The organism is Pseudomonas sp. KCJK9016 (assembly GCF_046231795.1).
Taxonomy (GTDB): domain Bacteria; phylum Pseudomonadota; class Gammaproteobacteria; order Pseudomonadales; family Pseudomonadaceae; genus Aquipseudomonas; species Aquipseudomonas bananamidigenes.
In genome coordinates, this window is record NZ_JBJJMM010000036.1 from 14,527 (window position 1) to 29,767 (window position 15,241).

Sequence of the window (15,241 nt, forward strand, 5' to 3'; positions counted from 1 at the left end):
AAACGCGGTCATGCCGGTTGCCCGTTGCGGGCAACCGGCATTGCCAACGGAAGCGGCAGGCTTGCGACCATCGTCAAAGAACTTCAAGCATGGCTTCGCCCGTATTGGCTGCAAGCTGTTGTCATGCGCGCAACTGTTCCAGCAGTCGCACCTCCAGTGCCAGAAGACAAGACAAAATCGCCTCGACCTGCTTGCGGTATTGCGCCGGTTCAGCCTCTTCCACCACCAATTGTTCAAGTCGCTGACAGGCTTCGTGCAGCGTCTGGTCACCGACCAGTTGAGCACCACCTTTGATCTTGTGTGCGACATGGGCCAATGCGTCGTGGTTATTCTCAAGCATCAGACGCTCCAGCGAGCGTCTGTCATCGCGGTGCGTCTGCAGAATCTCCTGCACCAGAGGCTCGAATGACTCAGGGCTCAGCAATCTGATCTTGTCGAGTTCACTGCCGCCGCTCGTGGCAGCCTGCGCCCGTCGTTTGCTGGTCTGCTGCACTTGGGCCAGTGACAGCGTCAGGGCTTCCACCCCCAGTGGCTTGAACAGGCAACGCGTCATGCCGGCCTCCAGACAGCGCTCGATGATTTCCGGCTGGGCGCTGGCCGTCAGCCCGAAAATCGGATGTGCCCGCACGCCTTGCTGCTGCTCCTCTTCGCGCATCCGGCAACTGAGCTGATAGCCGTCCACCCGGGGCATATTGCAGTCTGTGATCGTCAAGTCGAATGGCGGCTCCGCACTCTTCCATTGAGCAAAAGCGGATTCACCATCATCGCAAGGCCAGGCTTCGTGTCCCAGGTACTCCAACTGTCGGCATAGCAGTAACCGGTTTGGCGCATGATCTTCAACAACCAGAATTTTCAGTTTGTGCCCGAACGATGCTTCGACGATGGGCAACGAGTTGCTTTGCTCGACCTCGACCAGGTCCGCGTCGAAAATCAAGGTAAAACGTGAGCCCAGGCCCAGTTGACTGTCGACCGTCAGTTGCGCTCCCATCAGTTTCGCAAGGCTGGCACAGATACTCAGTCCCAACCCGGTGCCGACGGCCCTGTTCGAATGGGGATCGGCCTGAACGAACGGCTCGAAGATTTCCTGTCGCTGGGTCTCGCTCAGACCTCTGCCGGTGTCGCTGACTTGAATGGCAAAGCGTGCCCGACCGGCTGGCAACTCACCTGGCAGCTCACGCAAGATCAGTTGTACAGAGCCCTGATCGGTGAATTTGATCGCGTTACTCAACAGGTTCGCCACCACCTGATTGAATATCAGCGCATCGATCATGACGCCAGGATGATGCACCTCGGTCACCAGTCGATATTCAAGATTCTTGCTGCGTGCGTTGGTTTCGAACAATCGATAGATCGATTGCGCCTGATCTTCCAGATGCGTCGGACGCGGTGCCAGCGTCATCTCGCCCGCTTCGATCTTGGACAGATCGAGAATGTCGCCGATCAACGACAACAGAGACTGCGCCGACTGATGGGCCACTTGCAGGTTCTCATCCATATCGGCTGCACTGGCACCTTTGAGACGCAGCAATTCAATCAGGCCGACCAGCGCACTGACGGGCGTGCGAATTTCGTGGCTCATGCTGGCCAGAAAAACCGATTTCGAACGGTTGGCCTCGGTTGCGGTTTCCTTGGCCAGACGCAATTGCTCTATCAGGTGTTCACGCTCGGTAATATCGAGCCAGCCACCGATGACGCCGATGTATTGGCCATTGAAATTGAGGAACGGCAGAATCCAGTGATAGACCCGGTATTGCTGCCCACGCACTTCCACATCCATGTCCGTGAATATCGACTGGCCGTTTTCCAGGGTATCCAGATAAGTGTGGTGATAGCGCTCGCTGAACTCGGCGCTGAACACCTGGCTTTCAACCAGCGTCTTGCCGATCAACTCTTCTCGGGACATCTCGAAGAAATCCAGATACGCCTGGTTACAGTGAGCCAGCCGCCCTTCACTATCGCGCACGTAAAGGGCAACCGGTGCGCCATCGATAAGCGTACGACTGAACTCCAGCTGATCCTGCAGAGCGCGCTCGGCCTTCTGCCGTTTGCGGATCTGGACACGCAGGTAGCGAATCCACACCAGGAACAGCAAAACCAGCAATGCAGAACCGGCAACCACCTGGACCACTACGTCTTTGTAAGTGTTCCAGGGGCTGGCTACCGCGGGGGCGGCGTTGTTGCGCCAGCGGTCGGTCATGTCCTTCATTTCTTCCGGCGGAATCGCCAGCAAGGCCGCATCGATAATGCCCTTGAGCGTTTCGTTGCCCGGCGCTACCGCCATGGCGATTGCCGCCGGTGACGGACCGATGACCGAGGTGATATGCAAGTCGGCCCGGAAATGTTGCGTGATGAAATAGTCGGCACTGATTTGTGGAGTCACAGCCCCCTCCACTTCCTTCTCGGCCAGCATCTCGATGCCTTGCGTGGCGTTTCGCACAATCACCTGATCGACTTTCGGATAGTTTTTCGTGAGCCAGGGCGACAACGGATTCCCCCAGGCCAGTGCCAGGCGCAGACCGTTGAGTTCCTCAAGACTGTGCCGTTCCGCGTCACTGTGCCGGGTCACGACCACGAAGGGGCTGACTAGATAGGCGCGGCTGATGCGGCTGGCTGGAAACATTCCTCCACCGACACTCAGCGCAGCAATAAAATCGATTTTCCTGTCCTGTAACTGTTCAACCATTTCGTCGACGCCGCCGGTGCGCACGATTTCAAAGGACAGTCCCGTCATCTGGCCAATACGTTTCAGGAGTTCGGCACTCAGCCCCTGCAACTGGTTGGTTTCATCGAAGAATGTCAGGGGCGCATAGGAATTCGACACCCCGACCTTGAGTGTCTTGTGATTCGCAATCCACTCAACTTGCTCGGAACTGAGGTTGAGTGAAGGCCGCGCCACGACAAAGTTGTTGTTCAGCCCCCAACGGGAAGTGATACGCAGCATGCTCGCAACCGGAATCGCTGCAAGCGACTGGTTGATGGCCTCCAGCAATTGAGGAGCACGAACGCTGACCGCAAAGTTGAGGTCCGCAGCCCCTGGTCTGCTGGCGTCGCCTGCGAAATAAAGCTCATTGCGATAAAAGCGCGAGATCAGAAACTCGGCGGCTATGGCATCGATACGCAAGACATCGGCCTGTTCGTAGGCAAGCCCCGCCATGGCGTTCAAATAATCGGTATAGGGAACCAACGTGTTGTTCGGGTATTGCGCCCTCACGCGATTGCCCATTGCCTCAGTGTGGGCGATATAGGCGATACGATCCCCGCTGAGCACATCGGTGGTTTTCTCGGAATGATCGATGCGTCGTACAAGGACTTTGCGGTTGAGCAGGTAAGGCTTGGAGCCATTGAACAACGGGCTCGGCTCATCATCGGCAGCGCCGAGGGCGAGCATGTCCACCTCCCCCTTGGCCATGCCCCGTAACGCATCATCGCGCGTCGGGTAATGCAGCATCCGCACTGGCAACCCGAGCATCTGCTGCAACAATCCCAGCGTATCGGCCACAACACCTTCAAAGGTGTCGCGCTCGAAGCCCATGTAGAGCGGTGGATGCGCGCCCCCCCAAAAAGCGACGCGTATTGAACTGCGATCACTGAGCCAGGCCTGCGTCGCATTATCGAACGTCACCGATGGCGCCAGCTCCGGCGTTCGAACGGTGAGCCGCGCTTCATCGATAGCAAAAGCGCACGGGATCATTGCCAACATGCATAACAGGCAAAAGCAAATGCACCTACGAACAGCGGACAAGGTATTCAAAGGGTTCTACATCCTGAATGTGCAGGAAAATAATCGTTGAGTGTCGTGCATGATCGGGCGCCTGTAAAAGCCCCTCCCATGCACGCGCTCCACACAGCACTTTTTGTTTATTCTTTACCACGCAACCACTGCAACAACACCCCGGCACTGGCGTATTGACGCAGGATGGACTGATACCCATCGAAGCGGTTGGTGATTTCGTTGACCTGGTTGCCGTAATGGTCGTTTTCGGCCGTCAGGACATCAAGCAAGGTACGTTTCCCCAAGTGGTGCCACTGTTGGTAGAACGCGTCGCGAATCCGGTCTGACTCCACCGAAAGGTTGCGGTACAGCTCGGCCCGCTCCAGTTGCGTGCGGGCGTCATTATCTGCCGCGCGAATCTTGAACTCCAGATCACGGCGTTGCTGGGCGGTTTCCTGGCGACTGGCATCGGCGCGCTGCAGTGCCGCGCGCTCTGCCGCGCGGGTCGAGCCACCTCGAAACGCGCCCCAGGTCATGCTCAGATTGGTCTGCCATGGCTGCTCCATTCCCAGCTCATCTTCTGCGGTGCTTTTGCTGATGACCCAGTTCAATTGCGGCAGACCCGATGCACGCACCGCCTGCGCCTGCAGTTCGGCCGAGTCGGCCTGTGCGACGGCCTGAAGCACCGTGGGATGGTTCTTTGCAGCGATCAGCAAGGTGTCTAGATGGGTCAATGCGATATTCCATTCACGTTTGTCCGGAATCGGGACTTGCCATGAGCCGACCAGCTTCTGAAGAGTAATCTCTGCATCCTGTGCCCGGGCTTTTGCCACGTCACGCAGCGCCCGCGCCTGTAACAGTTTTGCCTTCGCCTGCGTCAGTTCACTGGAGCGACCGGCGTCCACCGCGACGATGCCCGCGAGCATGTCGGCCAGCTCCTCCATACGATTGGCGAAGTCCTGGCTCAGCTCAACGATGATTCTTTGCTTGCCCAGCTCGACCAGCGTCGTCACCACTTCAAATCCGATGTTTTCCTGTTCGGCCGTCACATTTTCATCGGCAGCCTCGACCAACCGTTGCCGACTGTCGATCGTATGTTCGATGCGCCCCCAGTCATACAGCATCGTGGAAACAGCTACATTGACCCCGCCGGAGCCCTGGTCGTATTCCGATCCCTTGCCGAACTGTACGGGACGCGTCTGGGTGCCCACATCCACTTGCGGCCAGCGTTGCCCACGGGCCTGTTCGACATCCGATCGAGCAGCCTCTTGCTCACCCCTGGAGCGCAGGACCGCCGGGCTGCGCGCAATCGCGACTTCAACCGCCTTGCGGAAAATGGCCTGCAATTCCCGCTCCGAGGGACCGATGACGGAGTGCCCGTTTCGGGCACGCTCGGCCAGACGATCCGGCAATCCGGCATAAGCCAGCGCTGAGACACTGCCGATCTGCGGATCAGCTTTTTGTGCAGTTTCGCCTGCGTGCGACACTTGAATCTGCAGGCCGACCAGCGCGCACACTGATACCCAGCGCGCCAGCGAACCCACTGAAAACCGAAGAGATTGAACAACCATGCTTATCGCTCCCTGAACGCTTCACGTGCCTTGAGCACGGGTTTGAGCAGATAGTCGAGAATGGTTTTCTCACCGGTGCGGATCTCCACCGAGGCAACCATCCCCGGGATGATCGGCAAGGATTTGCCTCCCGCTTCGAGCGAGCTTTTTTCAGTCAGCACCAACACCCGGTAATAGGTGTCGTCGGGACGACCGGCAGCGGCTTTCTTGTCATCTTTCAGGGTGTCGGGACTGATGTGCTCAACATGACCTTTCAACCCTCCGTAGATGCTGTAGTCGTAGGCGGTGATTTTCACGGTAGCCGGTAGGCCAGGCCGCAGAAACGCGACGTCGGCCGGGCGGATCTTGCCTTCCACCAGCAGTTGGTCTTCCAGCGGTACAATTTCCAGAATGTGTTCGCCGGGCTGAATCACCCCGCCGCGGGTGTTCACACGCACGTTCTTGACCGTACCGCGCACCGGCGCCGTGACGGTCGTGCGTTCAACCACGTCGGCCCGACCCACCAGGTTTTCACGGGTCTGCGACAGCTCCAGTTCGAATTTGGCCAGCTCTGCGTTGGCCTCGGCCCGATAACGGTTTTCGCGCTCGACAATCTGCGACTTGATTTCATTGGCCTGACGGCGCATGCGCAGAAGTTCCACTTCCGACATCAGGCCTTTGGCCGCGAGCGGCTCGGCCAGTTGAATCTCCCGGCTGGACAGCGCATAGCTGCGCTCAAGAGCGCTGACACTTTCTTTCAATGCCTGTTTGCGAGCGTTATAGGCCTGGGTCTCTTGCTTGACGATGGCCGGATCGCCTTTGACCATCTCGTCGAACTCCAGCGGCTGCTGGTAGGCTTCCGCACGCAGACGCGTGATGCTGGCCCGCAGACCGATGACTTTTGACAAGGCTTCGCGATAACTGGCCTGGGCACGTGTCGGGTCGATCTTGAGCAACACCTGGCCTTTCTCCACCACGTCGCCTTCGCGCACGTTCATTTCCGCAAGAATCCCGCCCTCCAGACTCTGAATGACTTGCTCCCGGCTCCTGGAAATGACCGTGGCCTCGCCAAGGGTGATTTCCTCGACCCGGGCAAAATAGGCCCAGGCCAGTCCAGCAGCCAACACCACCGCGATCAGGTTGAGGATCAACCGCGAGCCTGGCGTGGTCTGGGTGAGCAACGATTCCTGAATATCGCTCATATAAGCGGCGTCGCCGGGTTGCAGGGCCACACGGTCGGTGCGCCGAAAAAGTCGCTTGATCATGATTTCACCTGCGGCATTGCGTCGGCGGTGCCGGTAGCGCGTGACTTGCGTGTGTTGATCGTCAATGCAGGGCTGGCAACGGGACGATCTGCTGCACTCTTCACATCAGCGGCCTTGCGCCCGTTGGCATTCATTGCGGCGAGAATCGTATCCTTGGGACCGTCAGCCACGATTTTCCCGTCGTCCACCACCACGATGCGTTGAACCAGCGCCAGCAGCGAGGGACGGTGCGTCACCACCACCAGCGTCTGGTCTTGTGTTGCCTGTTGCAGATGTTGCAGGAATACCGCTTCGGTCTGGGTGTCCATGGCGCTGGTGGGTTCATCCAGCAGCAACAGTTCCGGACGGGCCAGCAGCGTGCGCGCCAGCGACACCAGTTGCCGCTGTCCGCCCGACAAACCTTCGCCCCGCTCGCCGATCGGCAGGTTGATACCTTGAGGATGAGACGCCGCGACCCGATCCAGACCACTCAGACGCAATACCCGCAGAAACTCTTCGGCGCTGGCTTCAGGGCGACCGATCATTACGTTCTCGCGCAGCGAGCCGTAAAACAGTCGGGCTTCCTGGCCCACATACCCGACGGCCTTGCGCCAGTCGGCGGGGTCAATCTGATTGACGTCCAGCCCCGAGGTGAACAACTGCCCTTCAGTCGGCAAATACAGACGTGCCATTACGCGAAGCAGTGTGGATTTACCGCTGCCGATGCGCCCGAGAATGGCCACCCGCTCGCCGGGTTCAATGTTCAGATTGATACCCTGCAGTACCGGTGGACTTGTCTGCATCGCTGCCGCCGGGTAGGCAAAACCGACATTTTTCAAGGCCAGCTGACCTTCGATCTGCGGCTTGGCCAGGTAATCGCGGCGGCTGTCCCGGTCGACCGGCATCGCCATCAGACCGTTAAGCGATTGCATGGCAGCCTTGGCCTGCTGAAAGCGCACGGCCAGCCCCACGACCTGGCCCAACGGCGCAGTGGCCCGCCCCGCCAGCATGACAATGGCGATCAACGCACCCATCGTCAGCTCGCCGGCATCGATCAGGTACACACCCACCACGATCAGCACCACGGTCTGGACTTGCTGAAAGAAACCGACACAACCGGTTGCCATGCTCGACAGTTCACGGGACTTCATCGACGTCGCGGCGGCCATCGCACTGAAGTTCTCCCAGCGTCGTTGCATATAGGCTTCGCCGCTGACCGCCTTGAGGGTCTCGAGCCCTTCCACCGACTCGATCAACACACCTTGCTTGAGCGAAGACTCGCGCAGGTTTTCTTTCATGGTGCGAGCCAGCGGCCACTGGATCGCGATGCTGATCAGCAGGATCAACGGGATCAACAGCAACGGAACCCAGCCCATCGGCCCGCCTATCGCGAAGATGACCGCGACGAACATCAGCACAAAGGGCAAATCGGAAATGGCTGCCAGGGTTGCCGAGGTCGCGAAATCACGCACCGATTCAAATTCACGCAACTGGTTGGCGAACGAGCCGCAGGATTCAGGCTTATGCTCCATCTGAATCGCCAAGGCCTGACGAAACAGCAAAGTGCCGAGCACGAGATCGGCTTTCTTGCCGGCCACATCCAGCAAATGCGCGCGGACATAACGCGCAATGGCTTCGAACACCATCGCAAGCACGACGCCGATGGCCAGTGACCACAGCGTCACATACGCCTGATTGGGAACCACACGGTCGTAGACGTTCATGGTGAAAAAAATACTGGCCAGCGCGAGGACGTTGATCAGTACCGCGCCGATCGCGGCACTGCGGTAGTACCGGCGATAGCGCCACAACGTACTCAACAGCCAATGCCCGGCCGGCCGCGCCAGTTCTTCGCCCGCCCGGTTGTCGACCCTGGCCGTACGCCGGGCAAGAATGGCGAAGCCGGCGTACAGTTCATCCAGTTCGCACTGTGGCAACTCGACCGGCTCGTCGCTGAGTTCCGGCAAGATGACCTGATACAGATACTCATGCCCGCCCTTGCCTGCCGGATCGACACGTCGCCCGAGTAAAACGCAGCCGCCCTGATCCTTGCGCAGAAGAATCATTGGCACCAGTTGGTCAGGCAATGCCCGGGAGCGACGCTCGACCAGCCCGGCCGACAGCCCGGCATTGGCCAGGCTTGCCAAAGCAAGCGATGGCGACAACCGTGCGCCTTTGGGCAGGCCTGCGGTCAGCGCCTGTGCAGAACGCCCCGCTTGGTAGTGGCCACACAGCCACGAAACGCAGGACAGCAGCGTGTCCTGGATCTGCGCCTGTGAAGTGGGTTCAACGTGCCCGGCCTCTGCCGGTTGAGTGGTGATGCTATCGGAAGTCATGGTTTGGGCCTCCGGATGTGCAATTGCCTTCGAACGATTTCATGGGTTGCCTCTGAAGAATCAAGTTCCCGGCGCAGCGATTGCCAGTGGCGCGCGCTGCTACGTAAAGTCATGGGCAGATTCTGAACAGGACACGCCAGCGAAAAAACGAGACTTGTCTCAAATGGGTTCGCAAACCCCGCCTTTGAAGAGCGGGCCGGCGACGTAGCGATTAAGCTAAGGCCCTGAAGTTATTGGGTTCGGGAAAACAACCCGGGTCGACAAGACACCTGTTGTTTTCTGACCACGTAAGACTTTTCACAACCATCAGATACAGGAGCTGATCGATGAGATGGTCAGTGGTTTCCCCGCTACGAATTGTGCTGCTGGATGATCACGCCTTGATTCGTGAGGCGCTCAAAATCCGCTTGTCGCTTGAGACCGACTTCAAAGTGATGGGCGTTTTCAAAACCAGTCGCGAGTTGAATGAAGGCTTGCGCAATCAGGCCATTGACCTGTTGGTGCTCGATTATCAGTTGGCCAACGATGAACTGGATGGTCTGCGCTTGATCCAGTCGATCCGCAAACAGTATCCGGATTTGAAGATCGTCATTTTTTCGTCTGCGGAACACCCGGCGACGATCAACCTGTGCATTCGCGCCGGTGTGAATGGATTTGTCGGAAAAACACAGGAAACCGACGAGCTTCTTCGGGCCATTCGCATCGCCGCAAAAGATCGCATCTACCTGTCACCGACTGTCGCGGCCGAACTGGAAAAACTGCCCAGGGCGCCAGTGACACAAGAACAGCAACAACAGGTCGATGGAGAGCAGGCGCTCGCCGAACATCCGGACTTGTCCCCAAAGGAGCGTGAAGTGTTGCGTTGTTTCCTGGAAGGCATGTCGGTTTCGCAAGTGGCGAACAAGTTCTCCCGCAGCCGCAAGACCATCAGCGGGCAGAAACAGTCGGCATTCAGGAAACTGGGGATTCGCACCGACAGCGAACTGTTCAAGTTGCAGGCTCATCTCAGGGGGATATGAGCTGCAACCTGTGGCTCAAACGACGCCGTTGCGTTGCGCGAAGGCGTAAAGATCGACTACGGAACCAAGATTAAGCTTGTACAACAGACGCGTTTTGTAGGTACTGACCGTCTTGCTGTTCAATAACATCGCCTCAGCGATTTGTTTATTGCTCATGCCCTGCACCAAATGCTGCATGATCCTGAACTCGCGCATGGACAGACGCGCCAGCAGGCAATACTCCGTAACGACAACGTCCGGAGCGTTTCCCGCGGCGGCCAGCCCCGGAAAATAAGCCTCGTTGGCTCGTACGGCCCTTATTGCATTGACCAGCTCGGACAGCTCGCTTTGCTTGCTCACAAACCCGTGAGCGCCCAACCGTCGGCAGCGTTCCGCCAACTGGTTCTGCGCCAGGCCAGTCAGCACAATGATTTTGACCGGCAACCGCTTTCTCACTAACTCGCTGATTACCCTCAACCCGTCGACCACGGGAATTCCGATATCCAGAATCAGCGTGGAAGGCGCAAGCTCCCATGTCAGTTTCAGTGCATCGGCGCCGTTGTCCGTTTCGGCGACGACATCGAAGCCCTCGCTGGCCAGCAATAAACTGATGGCCATGCGCAAGGCAGGATGATCATCCACGATCAACACTCGATTATTCATTGTTCGATCCTTTTTATTGCAAAGAGACGGCTTCCCGGGCGCTCATCCCTGTTCGCGCACACTGATTTGCACCGTTTGCAATCAAGCGACTTTGTCAGACAGCGTCCGGGTTCTTCTCTTGATGAAATCCGTGTCGATCACAGAAAGAAACTCCACCAATGACTGGTGTGTCAGGCTACCGAGGCGTCGTACTTGATGATGGGGTTTGACCGAAAGGTTCTGCGGTTTCGCCTGGCTGTATTCACCGCCGTAAACCAGCACATGTCGAAAGCGCGAGTTATTGACACAGAACTTTGCGACATCCAGCCCCGCGCTCGTGATCAACTTCGCGTTGACAATCAGCAGGTCGAATCTTTCGTAGGTGTTCGGACTGAAATGACTGAGCAGGGTGAGTTCATGGAAAGTATTCACCGGGCACACACGGAAATAGCCCAGCAGACTCAATGACTTTTCTATAAGAACGCACTGCTCGAACTGATCGTCGGCCACCAGGATTCGCAGAAAACTGCACTCGGACATCGAAGAAACCATAGCGATTACTCTTCATTGAATGGACAACTGAAAAATAACTGCCCTGGTTTTTCGACGATGTAGGACTTGTCTTGTTTTACTCCGGCTACGCGGCGGATAGCCCATTGGCGGTGTGCCCGCTATCCGCTCACCGAACAAGCCGCCGGTTATTGCGCAATGCCGTCCTGCTGCTGGTACAGGCAGGCCTGAACGCTCGAGGCGCGCGACAGGGCCTGGATTTGCTGACGCATATTGACCAGCAGGTGCTCGGCGTCGTCCTGGCGGACGAACATGGCCGGCTGCTGAACGCCTTCACCGACCTGCAGGAAGTAAGTCAGACCGCCGGCAAGGCTGACGGGCTCGCCACCCTCGGTTTTACCACGGTACTGCGGCTCATCGTGCAGGCTGGCGTTGAGCGCGTGCTTGCCGGCAGGTACACAGAATGACGAATAACCACCGGGCAACAGTGCTGCATGGAATTCGTGATCCACGTACACATTGGCTGCTTCTGTCGACGAATCGAGTGTCGCCGGACGGAAAACCACGATCTGTGCCTGCGCTGCAGACACCGGGGCGACGGCCGAATAAGTGTTGCCGAAGGCTTCGACAGCCGAAGCCTGAGACGCACCGCAGACGGCCAGGCCCAACAGTGCGGTTTTAACCAGAGGGATATGTTTGAACATACTGACGACTCCATTGCGGGCACTCATGGGTGCCCGACTTGTTATTCAGATGGAATGAAACTGAAGAAAGGCCTGGCTTACACCAGGTTGGTGGTAACGCCCTGCTGGACAAGCAACTCGGCCGCCACCGTGCTGTGGCTATAAACGTCATAGACCACACCCCCCACGGTCACGTTGCCCTGGGGCGTCCAGTCGCCTGGATCGTTGCTGCCCGACAGCACATCGTTCAGATTGACCACGTCGCCGGCATTGCCTTTGACCATCACCTGCACGCGATCATCATCGACAAACAGCGAGCGCTGGCCTTGCTCGAGCACATCGCCCAACGACAGGTTCAACATGTTGTTGCCGGTCCCGGTGATGTCGATCACTTCAATGGACTGAAGCTTGCCGGCGATGTTCTCCAGGTTCAGCGTCTGGCCGCCGCCGGTGAGTTCCAGCGTATCCAGACCGCCTTCACCGTTGATGACGCTGCTGGCGTCGTTCAAGTGGGCGACATCGCTCACCGCGAAGACGTTGTCGGCTTCATCGCCGTAATAGGCGCCGGTGCCGACGATCGACTGGGCTGCCGGTACCTCCGAATGCTCGAAGCTGCCGTTTGAAAACTTGAAATCATCAACCCACAACCAGTCATTGTCCGTTCCGTCAAACTCTACACGGGTGAATGTCTGTCCTTCCGGCAGCTGGAAGTTGACTTCCTGTACCCCCGTCGGCACGGGAGGCAAATCCACCGAATGAACCAGTTCGCCATCAGCCGCATAGAAGTTCAGCGTTATTGGACGCGTGGCTTGACCTACCACAAATGAGATCGCACTCGCTTCAATGCCGCCGTTCAGAACAATGCTGGGATTGGTCAGTGTGGCTGTCGTGAAGAACGCAACCCCACGCGATGGCGTAATAAATCCACTTGAGACAGTTCCCTCGGCAATGACTCCCAACGGGCTTGTGGAAGTAGTGACCCCTCCCCAATTGAAGGTAAACGCTCCGAAATCCTGCGTGCTGTCCGCAGGAATGCCTCCTAATGGCACGCTATCAAAGTCGACTATTTCCAGAGAAGGCATCAAGCGCTGGGAAGCATTGCCTGCAGTATCGATCAGCTTCGCCTCGGTATTGGTCATCGCAGCGCCGGCAACCGTCGTGACATCCACGGAGCCCGCATCGATCTGCGCCTGGGTCAGTTGCACCTCAAAGCGCTGATTGCCCACGATCACTTGAATCGTGTCGCCCACGTTGACGCCATTGCCATCGAAGTTGACCGTCACGGTGGCGCCGTTGAATTCCAGCGATGTCGGTGCGGTCGGGGCCACAGTGTCCAGGTTGACGTCCTGACGGCTGGCATTGAAGTTGCCCGCCTCATCCACCACGCGGGTGCGAATCGACCAGTCAGAGGTGTGCGCGGTCAGGTCGACGTAGCTCCAGGTGCCGTCGGCATTGACCTGCGCGTCAAACCAGCTGACACCACCATCGGTGGAAACCTGAACCTTTTCATCGGCCGCCAGCGTCGCCGTCAGCGTGCCTTGGTACAAACGCCCGGCGCTGCCGTCGTTGGTCACGAAATCAACGCTGCCGCTGTCCTTGCCCATGCTGTCGACGGTAGCTTGAGCCAGAGGCGCTTCGGTTTCGATGATGATCGTGAACGGTTCCGAGGGCTCACTGGCGTTACCGGCCGGGTCGTTGACGACCAGGACGAACTCGTGGGTTCCGTCGTCCAGCGGCGTTTCAGGGGTGAAAGACCAGGTTCCGTCAGGCTGCACCACGGCGCTGCCAAGGAACACACCGTTGTCGCTGATGGTAACGGTATCGCCGGGCTGTTGGTTGCCGCCGCTGAAGGTCGGGGTGTTGTCGTTGGTCAGGCCGCCATTGGCGATCTCTCCGGTCCCGACTTCGACGTCATCGATGACGCTGTCGAACCCGCCGTTGCCGCCTTCGCCCGGTTTGCCCGGAGCCTGAGTTTCCACGTCAATGACATAAGGATCGGAAGGCTCACTGGTGTTTCCGGCAGGATCCGTCACAGACAGGCTGAGCTCATGCCTGCCATCGGTCAGAGGAACTTCCGGGGTAAAGGACCAGTTGCCTTGGCTGTCGACAATAACGCTGCCGATGATCGTGCCATTGTCCCGGATGTTGACGGTGTCGCCGGGCTGTTGATGACTGCCACTGAGCATCGGGGTGTTGTCGTTGGTCAAACCGCCATTGGCGACCGGGCCCACGAACAGCTCGACGTCGTCAAATACCGTATCAATGCTGCCCAGGCCGCCCTCTCCCGGTTTGCCCGGTGCAGAGGTATCGATGGTCAGGGCATAAGGATCGGACGCAAGCCCCCGGTTGCCCGCCGCATCAACCGCCACGACGGTGAATGCATAAGAACCGTCAGCCAGTGCTGCGGTGGGCGTAAATACCCAATTGCCACTGGCATCTACCGGGGCTTCGCCGATCTTTACGCCATTGGCGAAAATCTCGACGGTGGAACCGGCCTCGGCCTGCCCCTTGAGGGTCGGCGTGCTGTCGTTGGTAATGCCGTTCTGTGCAATCGGGTCGTTGTGGCCACCGATGTCATTCAACACATCGCTGATAGAGACTTTGCCCGGTGCCGTGAGATCGACCGTGAATTCAAGGGCGGGCGAAGGCGCGCTTTCATTGCCCAGCGGATCGCGCTCGGTGAACGTGATGCTGTGAGGGCCGTCGCTCAGCGGGGCTGGCGGAGTGAACGACCAGGTACCGTCAGCGCCGACGATGACTTCGCCAATGATCTTGTCGCCGTCACGAATGACGATGGTGTTGCCCGGATTACCGATACCGGTGAAGGTCGGCGTGGTGTCGTCGGTGGCGTCACCACTGTTGATCAGGCCGGTCTTGCCGCCGACATTGTCATAGATCCCCCCCAGGCGCGGCGTGCTCAGCGCCGGGAGCGGATCGTCCTTGTCGTCATCCTTGTTGCTCGCCGCATAGGCGACACCCAGCACACCCAGGCCGGCCAGACCGATGAGGCCGGCGCTCAGCCAGCTGACACCGCTGGTGGACATCAGACCGCTGCCCATACCGGCCACCGACTCGGTCGCGAGCACCTGCGGTGCCGAAACATCTTCGATGAGGAACGCGGCGCTATGATCCTGCCGGGCATCCGAAGCGATGTAGGGGTGGAAAGTGCCGTCCTCGGCCATACCGATCAATTGCCCCTGCGCATCGAAGAAACCTTCGATGATCAGCTGTGGCTGGTCGAGGTCGCCCCCCTCCAGCGTCACGTGCAGGTCTTTGCCCACACGCTTGACGGTAATGTTTTGCGGAGCCACACCCCTGTCACCTTCGGCAAGAAGGTACTTGCCGTCGGCGATGGCCTTGATACGGACAGGACTGCCAGGTCCGGCAGCCTTCAGCTCCCGGGTTTCGATTACGGTCTTGCCGTCCACGATGGCGACGTTTACTGCGCGATTGATCAACGTTCATACCCTCTCAACAAAGTTACCAAGGCATAAAAATGCGCTGGCTCGACTGATCCGGGTGTACGCAACGACTTACGTGCGCACTCCGATCAAACAATCTTCTTT

At 58.4% G+C, this 15,241-nt stretch carries 9 protein-coding genes; 1 reads left to right on the forward strand and 8 read right to left on the reverse strand.

Features of this window, described 5'->3' with window-relative positions:
• Positions 1-121: 121 nt before the first annotated feature.
• The 4 genes from ACK6BI_RS25390 to ACK6BI_RS25405 form a co-directional block, all read right to left on the reverse strand.
• Positions 122-3,622: an ATP-binding protein gene (locus ACK6BI_RS25390; RefSeq protein ID WP_409319247.1), complete on the reverse strand. Its 3,501-nt coding sequence runs from the start codon at positions 3,620-3,622 to the stop codon at positions 122-124.
• A 236-nt stretch (positions 3,623-3,858) separates the two neighbouring features.
• On the reverse strand, positions 3,859-5,283 hold the full coding sequence (locus tag ACK6BI_RS25395; protein WP_409319248.1) for a TolC family protein: 1,425 nt from the start codon (positions 5,281-5,283) through the stop codon (positions 3,859-3,861).
• A gap of 2 nt (positions 5,284-5,285) precedes the next feature.
• On the reverse strand, positions 5,286-6,527 hold the full coding sequence (locus ACK6BI_RS25400; protein ID WP_409319249.1) for an HlyD family type I secretion periplasmic adaptor subunit: 1,242 nt from the start codon (positions 6,525-6,527) through the stop codon (positions 5,286-5,288).
• The gene (locus ACK6BI_RS25405; RefSeq protein ID WP_409319250.1) at positions 6,524-8,842 is read right to left on the reverse strand and encodes a type I secretion system permease/ATPase; all 2,319 of its coding nucleotides are present in this window, start codon (positions 8,840-8,842) and stop codon (positions 6,524-6,526) included. Before ACK6BI_RS25405 ends, ACK6BI_RS25400 begins: the two co-directional genes overlap by 4 nt.
• 326 nt (positions 8,843-9,168) lie before the next feature.
• On the opposite strand from ACK6BI_RS25405, the gene ACK6BI_RS25410 reads away from it, so the two are divergent.
• Positions 9,169-9,861, forward strand: a complete 693-nt coding sequence (locus ACK6BI_RS25410) for a response regulator (protein WP_409319251.1) — start codon at positions 9,169-9,171, stop codon at positions 9,859-9,861.
• Positions 9,862-9,876: 15 nt separating this feature from the next.
• Here the strand turns inward: ACK6BI_RS25410 and ACK6BI_RS25415 are convergent, their stop codons facing one another.
• The 4 genes from ACK6BI_RS25415 to ACK6BI_RS25430 form a co-directional block, all read right to left on the reverse strand.
• Entirely contained in the window at positions 9,877-10,503 is a 627-nt protein-coding gene (locus ACK6BI_RS25415; RefSeq protein WP_409319252.1) for a response regulator, read from the reverse strand.
• Positions 10,504-10,584: 81 nt separating this feature from the next.
• On the reverse strand, positions 10,585-11,034 hold the full coding sequence (locus ACK6BI_RS25420; RefSeq protein WP_409319253.1) for a hypothetical protein: 450 nt from the start codon (positions 11,032-11,034) through the stop codon (positions 10,585-10,587).
• A 146-nt stretch (positions 11,035-11,180) separates the two neighbouring features.
• Positions 11,181-11,696: a hypothetical protein gene (locus ACK6BI_RS25425; protein WP_409319254.1), complete on the reverse strand. Its 516-nt coding sequence runs from the start codon at positions 11,694-11,696 to the stop codon at positions 11,181-11,183.
• Positions 11,697-11,773: 77 nt separating this feature from the next.
• Positions 11,774-15,133, reverse strand: coding sequence for an Ig-like domain-containing protein (locus tag ACK6BI_RS25430; protein ID WP_409319255.1), 3,360 nt, complete (start codon positions 15,131-15,133; stop codon positions 11,774-11,776).
• Between the last annotated feature and the right edge of the window lie 108 nt (positions 15,134-15,241).

What these genes read in the sequence shown, in the direction of transcription:
- ACK6BI_RS25395 (WP_409319248.1), bottom strand. Translation starts at nt 5,283, where the DNA reads ATGGTTGTTCAATCTCTTCGGTTTTCAGTGGGTTCGCTGGCGCGCTGG.
- ACK6BI_RS25400 (WP_409319249.1), bottom strand. Translation starts at nt 6,527, where the DNA reads ATGATCAAGCGACTTTTTCGGCGCACCGACCGTGTGGCCCTGCAACCC.
- ACK6BI_RS25405 (WP_409319250.1), bottom strand. Translation starts at nt 8,842, where the DNA reads ATGACTTCCGATAGCATCACCACTCAACCGGCAGAGGCCGGGCACGTT.
- ACK6BI_RS25410 (WP_409319251.1), top strand. Translation starts at nt 9,169, where the DNA reads ATGAGATGGTCAGTGGTTTCCCCGCTACGAATTGTGCTGCTGGATGAT.
- ACK6BI_RS25415 (WP_409319252.1), bottom strand. Translation starts at nt 10,503, where the DNA reads ATGAATAATCGAGTGTTGATCGTGGATGATCATCCTGCCTTGCGCATG.
- ACK6BI_RS25420 (WP_409319253.1), bottom strand. Translation starts at nt 11,034, where the DNA reads ATGGTTTCTTCGATGTCCGAGTGCAGTTTTCTGCGAATCCTGGTGGCC.
- ACK6BI_RS25425 (WP_409319254.1), bottom strand. Translation starts at nt 11,696, where the DNA reads ATGTTCAAACATATCCCTCTGGTTAAAACCGCACTGTTGGGCCTGGCC.